12 protein-coding genes and 4 pseudogenes are annotated in these 14,440 nt (G+C 72.4%); 7 read left to right on the forward strand and 9 right to left on the reverse strand.

Going from position 1 to position 14,440, the window contains the following annotated elements; translation table 11 throughout:
- Positions 1-44 precede the first annotated feature (44 nt).
- The gene (locus A8713_RS30635) at positions 45-761 is read left to right on the forward strand and encodes an SDR family oxidoreductase (protein ID WP_064536968.1); all 717 of its coding nucleotides are present in this window, start codon (positions 45-47) and stop codon (positions 759-761) included.
- A gap of 63 nt (positions 762-824) precedes the next feature.
- Here A8713_RS30635 and A8713_RS30640 read toward each other — a convergent pair whose 3' ends face one another.
- Positions 825-1,874 carry an aldo/keto reductase gene (locus tag A8713_RS30640; RefSeq protein WP_064536969.1) on the reverse strand — a complete coding sequence of 350 codons (1,050 nt, stop codon included), beginning with the start codon at positions 1,872-1,874 and terminating at the stop codon, positions 825-827.
- Positions 1,875-2,070: 196 nt separating this feature from the next.
- On the opposite strand from A8713_RS30640, the gene A8713_RS30645 reads away from it, so the two are divergent.
- Entirely contained in the window at positions 2,071-2,508 is a 438-nt protein-coding gene (locus tag A8713_RS30645) for a universal stress protein (protein ID WP_064536970.1), read from the forward strand.
- Positions 2,509-2,934: 426 nt separating this feature from the next.
- Here A8713_RS30645 and A8713_RS30650 read toward each other — a convergent pair whose 3' ends face one another.
- Complete coding sequence (locus A8713_RS30650) at positions 2,935-3,507, reverse strand: DUF3558 family protein (RefSeq protein WP_064536971.1); 573 nt, start codon at positions 3,505-3,507, stop codon at positions 2,935-2,937.
- Between the two features lie 220 nt (positions 3,508-3,727).
- Here A8713_RS30650 and A8713_RS30655 point away from each other — a divergent pair, with 220 nt between their 5' ends.
- A complete protein-coding gene (locus A8713_RS30655; RefSeq protein WP_064536972.1) occupies positions 3,728-4,252 on the forward strand; it encodes a hypothetical protein in 525 nt (174 codons plus the stop codon).
- Between the two features lie 537 nt (positions 4,253-4,789).
- Here the strand turns inward: A8713_RS30655 and A8713_RS30660 are convergent.
- On the reverse strand, positions 4,790-5,398 hold the full coding sequence (locus A8713_RS30660; RefSeq protein WP_064536973.1) for a helix-turn-helix domain-containing protein: 609 nt from the start codon (positions 5,396-5,398) through the stop codon (positions 4,790-4,792).
- Between the two features lie 233 nt (positions 5,399-5,631).
- Between A8713_RS30660 and A8713_RS30665 the strand changes: the two genes are divergently transcribed.
- Both A8713_RS30665 and A8713_RS30670 read left to right on the forward strand, forming a co-directional pair.
- On the forward strand, positions 5,632-6,663 hold the full coding sequence (locus A8713_RS30665) for an alpha/beta fold hydrolase (protein WP_064536974.1): 1,032 nt from the start codon (positions 5,632-5,634) through the stop codon (positions 6,661-6,663).
- A gap of 248 nt (positions 6,664-6,911) precedes the next feature.
- Positions 6,912-7,178: a hypothetical protein gene (locus A8713_RS30670; RefSeq protein ID WP_064536975.1), complete on the forward strand. Its 267-nt coding sequence runs from the start codon at positions 6,912-6,914 to the stop codon at positions 7,176-7,178.
- 216 nt (positions 7,179-7,394) lie between these two features.
- Here A8713_RS30670 and A8713_RS30675 read toward each other — a convergent pair whose 3' ends face one another.
- From A8713_RS30675 to A8713_RS35015, 5 genes and pseudogenes are all read right to left on the reverse strand, one after another.
- Entirely contained in the window at positions 7,395-8,351 is a 957-nt protein-coding gene (locus A8713_RS30675) for a PfkB family carbohydrate kinase (protein ID WP_064536976.1), read from the reverse strand.
- Positions 8,348-9,823: a purine-cytosine permease family protein gene (locus tag A8713_RS30680; protein ID WP_064536977.1), complete on the reverse strand. Its 1,476-nt coding sequence runs from the start codon at positions 9,821-9,823 to the stop codon at positions 8,348-8,350. The genes A8713_RS30675 and A8713_RS30680 overlap by 4 nt, the downstream gene beginning before the upstream one ends.
- A 138-nt stretch (positions 9,824-9,961) precedes the next feature.
- Positions 9,962-10,887: pseudogene (locus A8713_RS30685) on the reverse strand (ADP-ribosylglycohydrolase family protein).
- A gap of 62 nt (positions 10,888-10,949) precedes the next feature.
- On the reverse strand, positions 10,950-11,672 hold the full coding sequence (locus tag A8713_RS30690) for a GntR family transcriptional regulator (protein ID WP_064536978.1): 723 nt from the start codon (positions 11,670-11,672) through the stop codon (positions 10,950-10,952).
- Between the two features lie 306 nt (positions 11,673-11,978).
- Positions 11,979-12,399: pseudogene (locus tag A8713_RS35015) on the reverse strand (transposase).
- A gap of 445 nt (positions 12,400-12,844) precedes the next feature.
- Between A8713_RS35015 and A8713_RS34685 the strand changes: the two are divergent.
- Together A8713_RS34685 and A8713_RS30700 are read left to right on the forward strand one after the other, a co-directional pair.
- Positions 12,845-13,030, forward strand: a pseudogene (locus A8713_RS34685) (heme-binding protein); the annotation flags it as partial.
- A gap of 142 nt (positions 13,031-13,172) precedes the next feature.
- Positions 13,173-14,018, forward strand: coding sequence for an SDR family oxidoreductase (locus A8713_RS30700; protein WP_064536979.1), 846 nt, complete (start codon positions 13,173-13,175; stop codon positions 14,016-14,018).
- 91 nt (positions 14,019-14,109) lie between these two features.
- Here the strand turns inward: A8713_RS30700 and A8713_RS35020 are convergent.
- Positions 14,110-14,425 (reverse strand): annotated as a pseudogene (locus A8713_RS35020) (Tn3 family transposase); the annotation flags it as partial.
- Positions 14,426-14,440: the final 15 nt, after the last annotated feature.

The following is a 14,440-nucleotide window of genomic DNA, read 5'->3' on the forward strand; positions in this document are numbered from 1 at the left end:
ATGATCGGCCCCGGACCGTCGACGAGCGGAAGGGGCCCGACAGCATGCCTGCGAGGACCGTACTGATCACCGGAGCGTCGCGCGGGATCGGGCTCGCCACCGGCCGCCGCCTCGCCGGGCAGGGGCACCGGGTGCTCGGGATCGCCCGGTCCGCGGGAGAGGGCGGCTTCCCCGGCGAGCTGTACCGCTGCGACCTCGCCGACGAGGCGGAGACCGCGCGGGTGCTGGAGACCGTCACCGCCGAGCACCCGGTGGACGCCGTCGTGAACAACGTCGGCGTCGCGCTGCCCGAACCGCTGGGCGAGGTCCGGCTCGACACCCTGCGGACCGTCCTCGACCTGAACGTCCGCACCGCCGTGCAGGTCACCCAGGCGTGCGTCGAGGGCATGCGGCGGCGCGGCTGGGGCCGCATCGTCAACGTGACCAGCCGCTCCGTGCTCGGCGCGCGCCACCGCAGCGGCTACACGGCGGCCAAGAGCGCGCTGGACGGCCTGACCCGCACCTGGGCGCTGGAGCTGGCCGCCGACGGGATCACGGTGAACTCCGTCGCCCCGGGACCGGTGGAGACGGATCTGTTCCGCGCCTCGCACCCGGTCGGAGGCGAGGAGGAGGAACGGGTGCTGCGCTCCGTGCCCGCGGGGCGGCTCGGTCGGCCCGGCGAGGTCGCCGCGGCCATCGCGTTCCTGCTCGGCGAGGACGCGGGCTACATCACCGGCCAGACGCTGGGCGTGGACGGCGGCGGCAGCATCGCCGGGAGGTGACCCGCGCGCCGTACCGCCGACGGGCGCGGCGCGGCCCCGGGGGCCGGGGCACGGCCGCGCCGCTCAGTCGGCGGAGCGCGAACCGGCGGGACGGCGCCGCAGCGCGGGTGTGGTCAGCGCCGGCGGGGCCCAGACGCCGTCCGGCGGATAGACGTCGGTCCCGGGCGGCACGATCGCGTCGATCCGGTCGAGCGCGGCGTCGTCCAGGACCACGGACCGGCCCTTCAGAGTGGCGCGCAGCTGCTCCATGGTGCGCGGGCCGATGATCACGGACGTGACCGCGGGATGCGCCAGCGGGAAGGCCACGGCCAGTTCCGGCAGCGTGCGGCCCATTTCCTCGGCCAGGGCCACCAGTTCCTCGACCGCCTCCAGCTTCGCGACCGTGGTCGGCGCCGACGGGTCGAAGCGGCCCGGGTGCAGGGCGGGGCGCCCCGTGCTCAGATCGGTGTCCCGGCCCTTGCGGTAGCGGCCGGTCAGGAACCCCGACGCCAGCGGGCTCCAGGTCAGCACGCCCATGCCCAGGCGCTCGGCCACCGGCAGCACATGCCGTTCGACGCCCCGGGCCAGCAGCGAGTACGGCGGCTGCTCGGTCCGGAATCGGTGCAGACCGCGCCGTTCGGCCACATGGTGCGCCTCGACGATCTGCTCCGCGGGGAACGTGGAGCAGCCGAACGCCCGTATCTTGCCCTGGCGCACGAGGTCGGTGAGGGCGGAGAGGGTCTCCTCGACGTCGGTGCGGTGGTCGGGCCGGTGCACCTGGTACAGGTCGATCCAGTCGGTGCCCAGGCGCCGCAGGCTGTCCTCGACCGCGCGGACGATCCAACGCCGGGAGTTCCCGCCGCTGTTGGGTCCGTCCCCCATCGGGAAGTGCACCTTGGTGGCGAGCACCACGTCGTCGCGCCGTCCCTTGAGTGCCTTGCCGACGACGGTCTCGGACTCCCCGGCCGAGTACATGTCGGCGGTGTCGACGAAGTTGATGCCCTCGTCCAGCGCGGCATGGATGATCCGGGCGCAGTCGTCGTGGTCGGCGTTGCCGACGGAGCCGAACATCATGGTGCCGAGGCAGTAGGGGCTGACCTCGATGCCGGTACCGCCCAGAACGCGGTGGCGCATGTGTGTCTCCTCGCGAGCCGTCCTCAGATGTCGGCGTGACCCTACGGGTTGGAGCCCGCTTCAGGGCAAGCGCACCGGCGTCCGGCCGGGTCCGCGGGGCCGCCCGGAACAGATCACCACCGGCCGGTGTTCATACCGGTGTTCGACCGCACCGGCCGGTGCGGTCGGGCAGGATCCGAACGGAAGAGGGAAGCACATGTTCCACCGCGTACTCGTCGCCGTCGACTCGAGCCCCGCCCGCCACTCGGCCGTGCGACTGGCAGGTGACATGGCGCGGCTGACCGGCGCCAGGGTCGGCGTGCTGCACGTCGCGCCCACCGCGGCGACGCTCGCCGTCGTCGTCCCGCTGGAGGGCGACGCGGAGGCCAAGGCCCTCGTCGACGAGGCCGTCACCGCGCTGCGCGAGGCGGGTGTCGAGGCCGAGGGCACCGTCGCGAGCGGCCTCACCACCGAGATCGCCACCGCCATCTCCGCCGCCGCCGAGGACTTCGGCGCCGACCTGGTGGTCCTCAGCCCGCACCATCGCGGCTTCCTCGAAGGCATCTTCAGCCCCCGGGTCAGCGACGCCGTCGCCCACACCGGCCGCACGGCCGTTCTGCTGGCCCCGGAGGAGGGCCCCGGCACCGGAGCCTGAGGTCCGCGCCGAGGCGGCGGCCGTGCCTGTACCTGCTCCGGGTGCCCGGAGCGCGGCCCCGTCGCCGCCGTCGTGGACCCGAAGCGCCCGAGCGGTGCTCCGGCGGCGAGCGCGGCCAGTGCCGCCGGCCCCGCGCCGCCCGGTCCCGCGCCGCTGCGGAGACGGGCGCGGGTGCACCGCTGGTCCGCGCCGGTGCGCCGCCGGACCGCGCGGACGCGCCGCAGGTCCTCGCCCGGCGGCTCGGCGAGGAGGACGGCCGCCGTCACGCGGGACCGCCGGCTCCGCCTCGGTTCCGTCGTCCGGGTCGGTGAGCCGGGCGCCGGGAAGCGGGCCCCGCCGTCCGCCCGCCCGTCGAGTGCCTCGCCACGGCGCGCTGTCGCGGTCCCGGCGGCCATGGACTGCCGTGTGCGAGGCCGTGCCGGACGGTCAGGAGCGGGCGGCGGGCAGTTTCCCCTCCACGCGGGGCGCGAGCTTGTCGAGGCCGTCGCAGAGGTCCTGCTGGGTGGGTCTGACGTCGGAGACGCCGAGGAACTCGGAGAGCCGGACGAGGGCGGCCGAGGAGCCGTCGATCGAGAACAGCAGCTCGCACCGGACGTCGTTCCCCGGCGTCGTGTTCCGCCAGATCCGCCGGCCGCCGACGGCGGAGCGCTCGGTGATCCGTTCCCCGGAGGAGGCGCGCAGGGTGCGCACCTCCGCGTCGGCGGACCTCGGCAGCAGCGTCAGCGTCAGCGCGGTGCTCGCGCCCTCGAAGAACGCCGAACCCTCCCAGAGGCAGCCGGGCGGGTCGCTCATGGGCCGGGCGTCGTGCAGTTCGTACTCCGTCACCTCGTCCTCGGTGAAGAAGTCGCACGGCGTGATCGACCTGGCATCGGCGGGCCGTGGCGCGGGCCGCGCCGCGCCGGATCCCCCGGAGGATCCCGACGAGCATCCGGTGACGGCGCCGAAGCACAGGATCACCGGCGCGACGGCACAGACCAGCAGCGGGCTCCGACCCCTCATCACCACTCCTCGGCGCCTCCCCAGACAGCCCCTAGGGGCAGCGGCCATGGCGTCATCCGGCACCACGGGACCCGTTGTCCCTCCGCCCTCGGGAACCGTTCTTCCCTGGTCGTGCGTTCTCTGGCTCGCGGGGACCTGCGCCTCTCTGGCCGGTGACGCGGCTCTCTGCTTCCCCCTCAGCCGGGCCGCCGGTGCCCACAGCGGTCAGGCGCCCGCACTGGTGCTGACCGCGATCACGCTGCCCCGGTCCGTGCTCCCGCTGCTGGGCGGGGCAGCGGGCGACCGCTCCGGCGCCCACCGCGTGCTGATCACGGGCGATGCCGCGATGCTTGCGGCTGTCCTCGCCCTGGCTCTGGCTCTGGCGACCGGGACGCGGGGGACGTCGCTGGGGGTGCTCCTCGGGTTCGCCGCTGTGGTCGGCACCGTCGACGCGTTCTGTCTGCCCGCGACGGGCCCCATGCCGCGCCGCCCGGTGAGCAAGGAACAGTTCCCCCGTGCGATGGCTGTGCGGCAGGCAGCGGTCAGGCGGCCGCACAGCTCGGGGCGGCGCTGGTGGCCGCTTTCGGCCTGGGGGACGGCCCTGGTCGACGCGGGCAGTTTCGTCGTGGTCCTGGCCGTCACGGTGTGGGTGTGCCCGGCGGCCGAGACGGAGCGGGCTCCTCGTGCGCAGAGCGTGCTCGCGGGGATCACCGACAGGCCGAAGCTCGCGGCGGCGGATCCCGTCCTGCGCACGCGCTGCTGCTGACGGCAGCGGCCGCGGCGGCGCTGCTGCCGGCGATCTCGTTGCTCGGCCCGCCGCTGGTCCGTTCCAACGGCTGGGGGCCGGGAACGGCGGGCCTGGTCGCCGCAGGGTAGGGCGCCGGAATACTCTTCGCCGCGCTCCGGCTGCCCGGGTGGGCCCACTGGTACCGGCCGGCGCCCCGGGCACGCACTTGTCCCGGGTCCGGTCGCTGCTGTCGCTCGTGCAGAGCTTGGCGTTGGTGGTGCCAACAACATACTGGGCCGGCTCGCGAACGCCCCCGGCCCCGGGAGCGCGCTCCTGTGGTGCGCGTCCGCCGGCCGCGGTGCCGTGGGCATCGGCCTGACCTCGGCTTCCCCAGGGGCTCCACGCGCGGTCGGCCCGTCCCCGAGGAGCGGTCCCGGCCGACGCAACAGCGAGGTGGAACAAGAATACTGACGATCTGTCAAAAGCTGCCCACCCGGTCTGCTCGACGCTGATCCAGGGCACCGCCTTCCCGCGCCCTTTGCGCCACCGACGCGCGCACGGAGTCTCCCGCTGAGTTCACCGCTGGTTGCCGGCCTGCTGCGATCGATGAGGGTCGGTGCGTACGTGTGCACGCATCCCTTGCAGACCGAACAGGATGAGAAGCTCCACCACGCCGCCGTCGGCGCTGCCCAGCCAGTGGGGGAGGGACGTGTCGAACTCGGCTGTCTCACCGGGCGGCAGTGTCAGGTCGCGCTCACCGATCACGAGCCGCAGGCGGCCGTTGAGCACGTAGAGCCACTCGAAGCCTTCGTGGGTCTGCGGGGTCGGTTCGAGTGGTTCCGGCGGGCCGGGAATGATCATCTTGAACGCGTGCACCCCGCCCGGTCGCCGGGACAGGGGCACGAACGTCATCCCGAATCGCCTGATCGGCTTGAGGTGGATCCGGGGGTCGCCCGTGCGCGGGGCACCCACGAGGTCGTCCAGCGGAACGCCGTAGGTACGCGCCAGCGGCAGCAGCAGTTCCAGGCTCGGTCGGCGCTGCCCGCTCTCCAGTCTGGACAGGGTGCTCTGCGACACCCCGGTCGTCGCCGCGAGGTCGGCGAGGGTGATGCCGCGGTCACGACGCAGCGTGCGAAGACGCGGCCCCACCGCGTCGAGGACGTCGTCGTCCGTCTTGCGATCCATCCGGCCATCTTGCCGTAACCGCAAGATCCCGTGCCAGGTCTCGGGGTGCCTGGCGAGACTGGGCGCACACCGGCCCGAGAGCCACTCGCGAACAGCCGCTGTGCCTTGGACCTGTTCGGCCCGACGTTCTCCACCGGCCGACAGGCGGGTCGCGCACACATCCTCCGCGAACCCGCCTCGACGGCACGACCGGCCGTCGACCCGTCGATCCCCCACCTCCAGGACAGGAACCCATGATCACCGCACCATGGCCGTCGCCGCGCCCCTTCCTCCGATCCGCGCACACGGTGACAATCGTCCTGCTCACCCTCCTCCTCACGATCGCCACCGCGGCCTGCTCCGCACCGGCGGCGGACGGCGAGGTTCCCGCCTACGCCGCCGCCACCCAGGGGGATCCCCGGTTCGAGCACAGCTTCCGGCACGGTTTCGCCGACGTCGACGGCGTCCGCATGCACTACGTCACCGGCGGCAGCGGCACGCCGGTCGTACTGATCCACGGCTGGCCGCAGACCTGGTACGGCTGGTGGCCGATCATGCCGGAACTCGCCGAGCACCACACCGTCTACGCCGTCGACCTCCCCGGCCTAGGGGACAGCACCGGGTCACCGACCGGGTACGACAAAGCCACGCTGGCGCGGTACGTGCACACGCTGATCGCCGACCGGCTCGGGGTGCGTGACGCGCGTGTCGTCGGGCACGATTTCGGCGCCGCGGTGGCATTCCAGTATGCAAGCCGGTTCCCCGACGACACCGCACGCCTCGGCTACCTCGACCTGCCGCTGCCCGGGCCCGTGATCGATGCGCGCACCTACCGCTCACTGAGCTGGCACATCGCCTTCCACTCCCAGCGACGGATACCCGAGGCGGTCGTGGGTGACCACGTCCGCGAGTACCTGGCGCTGTTCTATCCCCAGGTATCGTTCGGGGGCACGGCGTTCGGTGGCACCTCCGACCGGTCCCCGTTCACCACCACCGAGATCGACGAGTACGCACGGACCTACAGCCGGCCCAAGGCTCTGGTGGCCGGCTTCGAGCTCTACCGCGCCCTCGACAAGGACGTGCTCGACACCAAGGCGGCAGCACCTGCACGTGTCCCCGCTCTGCTCATGACCGCCCAAGGGCAACTCGACGCGATCCGGCGCACGGTGGCCCCGCGCATGACCGACATCGTGCGGGCGGTGGACGTGCCGAAGGCCGGGCACTGGCTCGTCGAGGAGAACCCCCGGTTCGTCACCGCCGAGCTGCTGCGTTTCCTCGCCGGATGACCCTGCTGCCCGAGCGGTCCGGGATCCGGTTCCGCAGCCTCGCCGCGTGGTTCACGACACGCCGGTGCGGGTCTCTTCCACGGACGCCTAGGTCAGGCGTGGAGTGCCGGTCCAGGAGGGCCCGCAGACGGTCGATTCCTCGGCCGTGCTCAGCGCGGGGAGCGCGCCGCCCGCCTGGAACAGCGGCTCAACGAGCTGACCGGTCTCGACCCGGTTCTTCGGGGAATCGAGGAGCCCTGCTCACCTGCGTGCACCGCGTTGCGGACGCCCGCGACCTGCTTCTCCGCGAGGCCGTCGCGTCGCTGTCCACTTCCGGGGAGCGGGTCGCCGCACTGGCCCGGCGGCTGTCGGTCAGCGAACGCCATCCGCGCGACCTGTTCGCCGGCCATGTCGGCCTGACCCCCAAGCGCTTCGCCCGCATCCAGCGGATCCGCGCCGCGCCGGCCGGGGCGGGATCCGCACAGTGGGCGGCGCTTGCCGTCGACACCGGGGTTACTACGACCAGTCCCACCTGACGGCTGATTTCCGCACGCTCATGGGACTCTCGCCCACCGCCTTCCACGCAGGCCGCCTTCCCACCCCGACGCCCTGTCCCACGTGACGTGACCGCGTACCGAACGAGCACTGGTCGCGTCGGTTCCCGTCGGGGCCCCGCGCCTCGGGCGCTTCCACCGGCGGGTGTCCGGCGCATCTGTGCGGCGCCTCCCCGTGCGTCTGCGGCGCGCAGGACCCTAGCCGAAGAGCTGACGTCCGAGGGGGTCGTCCCCGAGGAAGCGGGCCAGTTCCCTGCGGTCCGGTGCGGTGGCCGGGCCGCTTCGGGTCACCGCGTAGGCGGCGGCCGCGTTGGCCCCGCGCGCGGCGGTCAGCGGGTCGTGCCCCTGCCCGAGCAGGGCGAGGAACGAGCCGACATGCGCGTCTCCGACGCCGTTGCTGTCCACCGCCTCGACGGGGAAACCCGGCACGTGCGTCGGTGCCTGGCCGGGCGCCGCCAGCCAGCAGCCGTCCTTGTCCGCCCGGACGAGCACCCCCGCACCCGGCGCCAGCCGGTCCCGCAGCGCGGTGGCGGCGGCCCGCGGGTCCTCGTGCCCGGACAGCAGCCGGGCCTCGCGGGCGTTGGCGCTGAGCCAGTCCGTGCGGGCCAGGACGGGAGCCAGCACGGTCTCGGGGATGTCGGCCACCAGCGGCGCCGGGTCCAGGCAGACGGTGACGTCCGCCGGCAGCCCGGCCGTGAACGCGGACAGCAGCGGGCCGTTTCCCGGCAGGACCAGCCCGTAGCCGGAGAGCTGGAGCAGGTCGCCGGGCCGCAGGCGCGCGGCTACCGCGTCGACGTCCGACTGCGTCAGGGTGGCCTCGACGCCGAAGCTGGTGACGAAGGTCCGTTCGCCGTCGCCGTCGATCAGGGCCACGGTGAAGCCGGTGTCGCCGTCCGTACGGGCGGGCAGCAGCGGCACGATGTGTTCGGCCGTGAGCGCCTCCCGGACCAGGTCTCCGTGCGGGCCCGTGCCGTGCAGCCCGGCGAAGACGGCCTCCGTGCCGAGGCGCCGGGCCGCGACGAGGGTGTTGAAGCCGCCGCCCGCGGTTGTCTCGGTGCGGGTGCCGATGACGTCGCCACCGCGTTCGGGCAGCGCGGGCACCTCGATGACCAGGTCGGCGATGACATTGCCGGCGAGGACGAGTCGGCGGGTCATCGCCGGACCTCCTGAAGGGCCGGGGAGCCGGTCACACCGTCGCGGTCCGCGGCGCCGGGACGGCGGCCGAGCAGGGCGTACACCGCGGCGCCGACGGCCATCGAGATGGCCCAGCCGAGCCCGTTCACCCCGAGCCAGGTGTCCGCGAGCGGGCCGGCGAACCACACGTCGGTGTCGCTGGTCGACGCCTTGGTGAAGAGCAGGCCGGCGACGATGGCGGCGGCCCAGCCCGCGACGGCGGGGAGCCGGAAGCCGCCCGAGTACCAGTACCGGCTGGTGCGGGTGGTGTCCATCAGCGCCTCGGGATCGTAGGCGCGGCCCCACAGCGAGTCCACCGCGATGACTCCGATCCAGGCCGAGATGGGCACGGCCAGCAGGGTCAGGAAGGTGGAGAACGGCCCGTAGAAGTCGTCGGCGATCAGCATGAAGTAGATGCCGCCTGCGAACATCAGCACCACGTCGAGGGCGACGGCGGCGGCCCGCGGCACCCGCAGTCCGAGGGTGATCATCGTCAGGCCGGCCGAGTAGGTGGAGAGGTGGTTCGACATCAGCAGTCCGCCGAAGGCCGCGACGAGGTAGGGGATCGCCATCCAGGAGGGCAGCATCGCGTTGATCGCCGCGACCGGGTCGGAGGCGGTGGCCAGGGACTTGTCACCCGCCGAGAGCAGCGAGCCGAGCGAGATCAGCAGGACCAGCGGGATGCCCGCGCCGAACGCCGAGGCGGTGATCAGCCTGCGGCCCGGGATCGCGCGGGGCAGGTAGCGGGCGTAGTCCGCACCGGCGTTGGCCCAGCCGATGCCGGTGCCCGAGGCGATGAACCCGATGCCCGCGACCACTCCGCTGACCGGGCCCGCAGGGGTGTCGAGGACCTTGGTCCAGTCGACGGTGGCGACCAGGAAGCCCATCACGACCAGGTTCAGCAGGCCGAAGACGACCGTGGCCCACTTGTTGATCCACATGATGGTGGCATGCCCGAGGCCGCTGATCAGCAGCGTGCAGCCGATGAAGACCAGCAGGCAGACGACGGTGAGCACGGTGTTCCGGCCGACGCCGAACGCGGTGTCCAGCAGCGCCAGCAGCGCGTACGCCGCCGTGGTGGTGGAGATCGTCTCCCAGCCGACCCGGCTGAGCCAGCTGATCAGGGTCGGCCCCGCGTTGCCACGCTGGCCGAAGACCGAACGGGAGAGGGTCAGGGCGGGCGCGCCGCCCTTCTTGCCCGCCAGACTCAGGGCGCCCACCAGCGCGAAGGAACCGAAGGCCCCGACGACGGCGACGAGCACCGACTGCCAGATGTTCAGGCCGCGGAAGGCGACGAGCGTGGCGCCCAGGGGCAGGCCCAGGATGCTGATGTTGGCGGCGAACCAGGTCCAGAACATCTGGCCGGCCCGGCCGTGCCGTTCGCTTTCGGGAACCGGCTCGATTCCACGGGTCTCGACGGCGCCGACGCGATCGTTCGTCTTCGAAGCGGTCATGACGGTACCTCCTTGCGGTGTGCGTGTGCGTGTGCGTGTGCGTGTGCATGTGCGTGTGCGTGTGCGGGGGAGCGGGTGGGAGGAGAGAGAGAAGGGCGGAGGCGGGGGGGAGAGAGGGACGGGGCGGGCGCGGGCCGGTCAGCGCAGGGCGAGCAGCTCGCCCGTCAGGGCTTCCAGGTCGAGGGAGTTGACCGTACGGAGGGTCCGCACGGCCTCGGCGGGCAGCGCCGCGAGACCGGTGACCGACCCGGCGACGGCACCGGCGATCGCGCCGATGGTGTCGCTGTCGCCGCCGAGGTTGGCGGCGAGCAGGGCGGCCCGCCAAGGGTCGCCGTCGGCCACGGAGAGGACCGCGAAGGCGGCGGGCACGGACTCCTGGCTGGCGACGCTGGTGCCGACCAGGGTGACGATCCGGTCGAGGGCCTCGGCCTCCGGTAGACCCCGGACCAGGTCCCAGGCCCAGGCCACACGGGTGGCGATGTCGGCCCCCGCGACCCAGTGCCCGCGCCGGGCACCGGCGCGCGCCGCGCTCACCGCGGCGGCCACGGCCTGCTCCAGCGTGCCACCGCCGACGCCCGTGCTGACGGCGGCGGCGACCGCGGCGGCGCCCGCGATGCCGATGTTCGTGTCGTGCGTGACCTGGCAGGACTCCACGACGTGGTCGAGGAAGGCGTCCAGCGGCCCGGCGGCGCGGGCGATGCCCACCGGCGTGACGCGCATGGCGGCGCCGTTCGTCGTGCCGGTGCGCCCCGCCTCGTGCGCCGGGACGCCGCGGGCCACCGCGTCCAGGGCGGCCTTGGTGGAGGGGCCGAGGAGGTCGAAGGAGCCCTTGGCCTTCATCTCCTTCTCCCAGGCGAGCAGTTCGTGGGCGAGCCGCAGCGGGTCGATCCTGCCCCGGCCCTCGGCGATGAGCCGGCCCACGATCACGGCCTGGTCGGTGTCGTCGGTCACGGATCCGGCCGGCATCCCGCCGCTGATCGGGTTGTCGGGTGGGCGGGGACGAAACCGGTGAGGGTGCCGTAGCACCGCACGACGTCCTGGCGGGACATCGACTGGGTGGGCATGCCGAGGGCGTCGCCCAGGGCGAGCCCGTAGTAGGCGCCGAGGGCGCGGTCGAGCCGGTCGGTCACAGTCGGCCTCCTCGGCCTGATCGGATGTGCAGTTCGAACCGGGCCGGGTCGAGCAGGCTGGTGACGTGCTCGACCACCGAGCCGTCGGCGGCCCGGTACACCTGGCTCAGGCGCAGAAAGGACTCACCCTGCGCGCGGTGCAGCAGAGCGGCCTCGGCCGGGCCCAGCCCGCGCACCGTCACCAGCCCCTCGCCGGACTCGGTGACGCGGCCCGCGGCGACCAGGGTCCGGCTGAGCGAGCCCCCGTCGAGGCCGCGCTCGGGCAGTCCGGCCAGTTCTCCGGTGGCCGGCACCCTGCTGTGCTCCAGGGAGACGCCCTGCCCGTCGGGCAGCCGCCTGACCCGGTCCAGGGCGACGAACGCGCTCGACGCCAGCCCCAGCTCGGCGGCCAGCGCGTCGTCCGCCACCCGCTCGAACCGGACGGTCTCCGTCGACAGCTCGGTGCCCTGCTCCGCCAGCGCCCGGGTCCAGCCCAGGCGGTGGTCCAGCGGTGCCCCGCCGTCGAAGGTGACGAACGAGCCGATCCCGGCGTGCGTGGCGATGAGTCCCTCCTCGCCGAGCACCTGGAGCGCCTGCCGCAGGGTGGTGCGACTGACGCCGAAGCGCTGGGTGAGGGCGTGCTCGCCCGGGAGTCTGCTGCCGTCTGTATGTATTCCGGCGCGGATCTCGTCGGCGAGGACACGGGCGATGCGATGATGCTTGTGTACCTGTCCAGGCATGTCTAGACAGTAGATGGACAAGCGTGGCGAGGTCTATATCCCTCCGCCATTTTTTTGCGGGAGCGACGAAGCGAACACGAGGCGAGGGTGTCCCGCGCCCCTGGGCCGCCCAGGGTACGTCCGACCGGGCACTGCTTCCTGGGACACCGCGACCGATGACACGGTGATCGTCCACGGCCTGCTCCACACCGGCGCGGCCCCGGGGGCATGCGGATCCTGCACGCCCTACAGCCGTGGCCAGGTGGTGGTCAGGGGCCGGGGATCTGACCGCCCCCGCCCCGGGAAGGCGACCGGGATGAACTCCACTCAGCAGATGGCGACGGCCCAGGAGGCGGTGATCCCGGCGTCCAGCGCGGCCTCGATCATCTCCCAGGCCAGGCGCAGCTTGGTGGCGAACTGCACATCCTGGGGTATCCCGGCCTCGCGGCGGCGTTCGGGGTCGTGGGACCAGGAGCGTTCGGGCAGACAGGGCCGACGGCCGATCAATGCCCCGTCCTCGCTCGCTGCCGTAGGCGAGGAACACACCGACCTGCGAGTTCTCGATGCGTCCCGCGGTGCCGGTGTACTGCCGTTGCACGCCCACCGAGGCGTGGCCCCTCTCCACGAAGCCGGTCTCGTCCACGATCAGCCCCTCGCCGTCGGTGCCGAGGTGGTCGACGGTATGGGCGCGTAGGTCGTCACAGACGGCATCGGCGTCCCAGCGGGTGTAACGCGACAGGCGCTGCATCGGTCCGGGCCGGACATGACCGGCCTGTTCGGCCCGCTGTCAGCAGTTCTTCGCGTTCGACGCCCGACGGCAGGCCGAGCAGATGGCCGCGGGCGGTCGCCCGCGGCTCAACCCGGCCGAAGCGGCCCGCGATCCGTGCCATGGCTTGGTCGAACGCCATCCGCCAGCTGGCAGGGTCTGCGCTATGGCCAGCGGCCACCGCACGATCTTCGTTTGTCCACACACCAACCGATGATGACGCGGTGGCCGTGCCCGTTCCCGGCCGGGGTCCACAGCAAGATCACGAAGTCAGACTGGAGTGTCAGCGCTGTTTTTTCGGCGAGAACTACTGGAAACCCCCGTACAAGAACACGCCGACGACCCTACGAATCTGTTCGAATGTCGAGGGGCACAGGGTGGTTGTGCCGAAAGGCGACCTGACGTCGGAGGATCTACCGTCTCTCTTATGCGCGGCACACACACTGTTGGTCTCAGCGATGCCCGCCGGATCATCGACGCGGGCATCGCCGAGGCGGACCGTACCGGCTCTCCCGGCAACATCGCCGTCGCGGACGCGGGCGACAGTCTGGTCACTCACGTGCGGATGGGCGGAGCCCAGCTTGGTGGCATCGAGCACTCCAGAGACAAGGCACACACCAACGTTCTGGAACATCACCGTGGCAGAGGCCGCAGCCTTGTAGAGAGCCGACCGAGGATACGGCGGCAGGGACAGGGGCATCCGGGAACCGGTGACTGGAACAGGCCGAACATCAGCACAGGAAGGCTCAACCACCATGGCGGGACCGATTCTCATCACCGGAGCGGGCAGCGGCTTCGGCAAGGAGGTCGCGCTGCGGCTCGCGGCAGCCGGGTACCAGGTGATTGCGGGCGTGGAGATCATCGCGCAGGTAGCCGCGGTTCGTGCCGAAGCGCGTGAGCGGGGCGTCGACCTGCGCGTCGAAAAGCTCGACGTCACCGACCCCGGCGACCGCGAGAACGCCTGGACCTGGGACGTCGAGGTTCTCCTCAACAACGCAGGCGTATCCGAAGGCGGCGCCACCGCCGACATCCCCGAGGAACGGCTGCGCCGCCAGTTCGAGGTCAACGTTTTCGGACCCGTCCTGCTCACCCAGGGCATCGCCCGTCAGATGGCCGCGCGCCGCAGTGGGCGCATCGTCTTCATGTCCTCGGTCGCCGGACTCACCGTCGACCCGTTCACCGGTGCCTACGCCGGATCGAAGCACGCGGTGGAGGCGTTCGCCGACGCGCTGGACCAGGAGCTGGCCGAGTTCGGCGTCACGGTCGCCACGATCAATCCCGGGCCCTTCCTGACCGGTTTCAACGACACTATGTTCGAGACGTGGAAGGAATGGCGCGACGATCCCGCCGGCCGCCTCTACGACTACGCCGAACTGGCCTTCCCGCACGAGCAGTACGACCCCGAACCGGTCTACGAGCGCATGGTACGGGTCCTGCTCGGTGAGGACCGGCGCTACCGCAACCTGTTGCCCGAAGAGATGGAGCCGCAGGCCCGCCAACAGGTTGATGCCCTGTGGGACCGGCAGCTCAACGACGGCAGCCGTCCCGCCCTCGTGCAGAAGGCGTACGACATCAGTCCAGGCACACCGGTCCAGGACTGACTCCCCGCAGCCCGGGCAGCCCGTCAACTGTCTTTCTGCACCTCCCACCACAGGGATCGGTCCCGGCTGACGCCCACTCGTCGGCGGCGGCGGCGTGCTTGTCGCGCGGGAGGCCGCAGCCCGCCGGGGCAGATCGGGAAGGTGGAAGTGGAAGGAGCACCGGTCGAGCACGTTGACGTGGTGCCGCATGAACAGGGAGATCCGGGCGACACCCTCGTCGCGGACGTCGAATCCGTCGGCGCCGAGCTGGGCGAGGACGGCGTCCTGTAGCGGGTGTTGAACAGCACGAGCGCCTCCAGGCCCAGGCCGAGCGCTCCGATCTGGCCCTCCATGCCGTCCTGGTAGCGCCGGTGGGGCTGCCCGCGCCGCCCGTGGAAGATCTTCAGCACGAGGGCGCGGCCTTCCTTCCGTGTTCTCGGTGG

It is taken from the genome of Streptomyces sp. SAT1 (genome assembly GCF_001654495.1).
Lineage (GTDB): Bacteria > Actinomycetota > Actinomycetes > Streptomycetales > Streptomycetaceae > Streptomyces > Streptomyces andamanensis.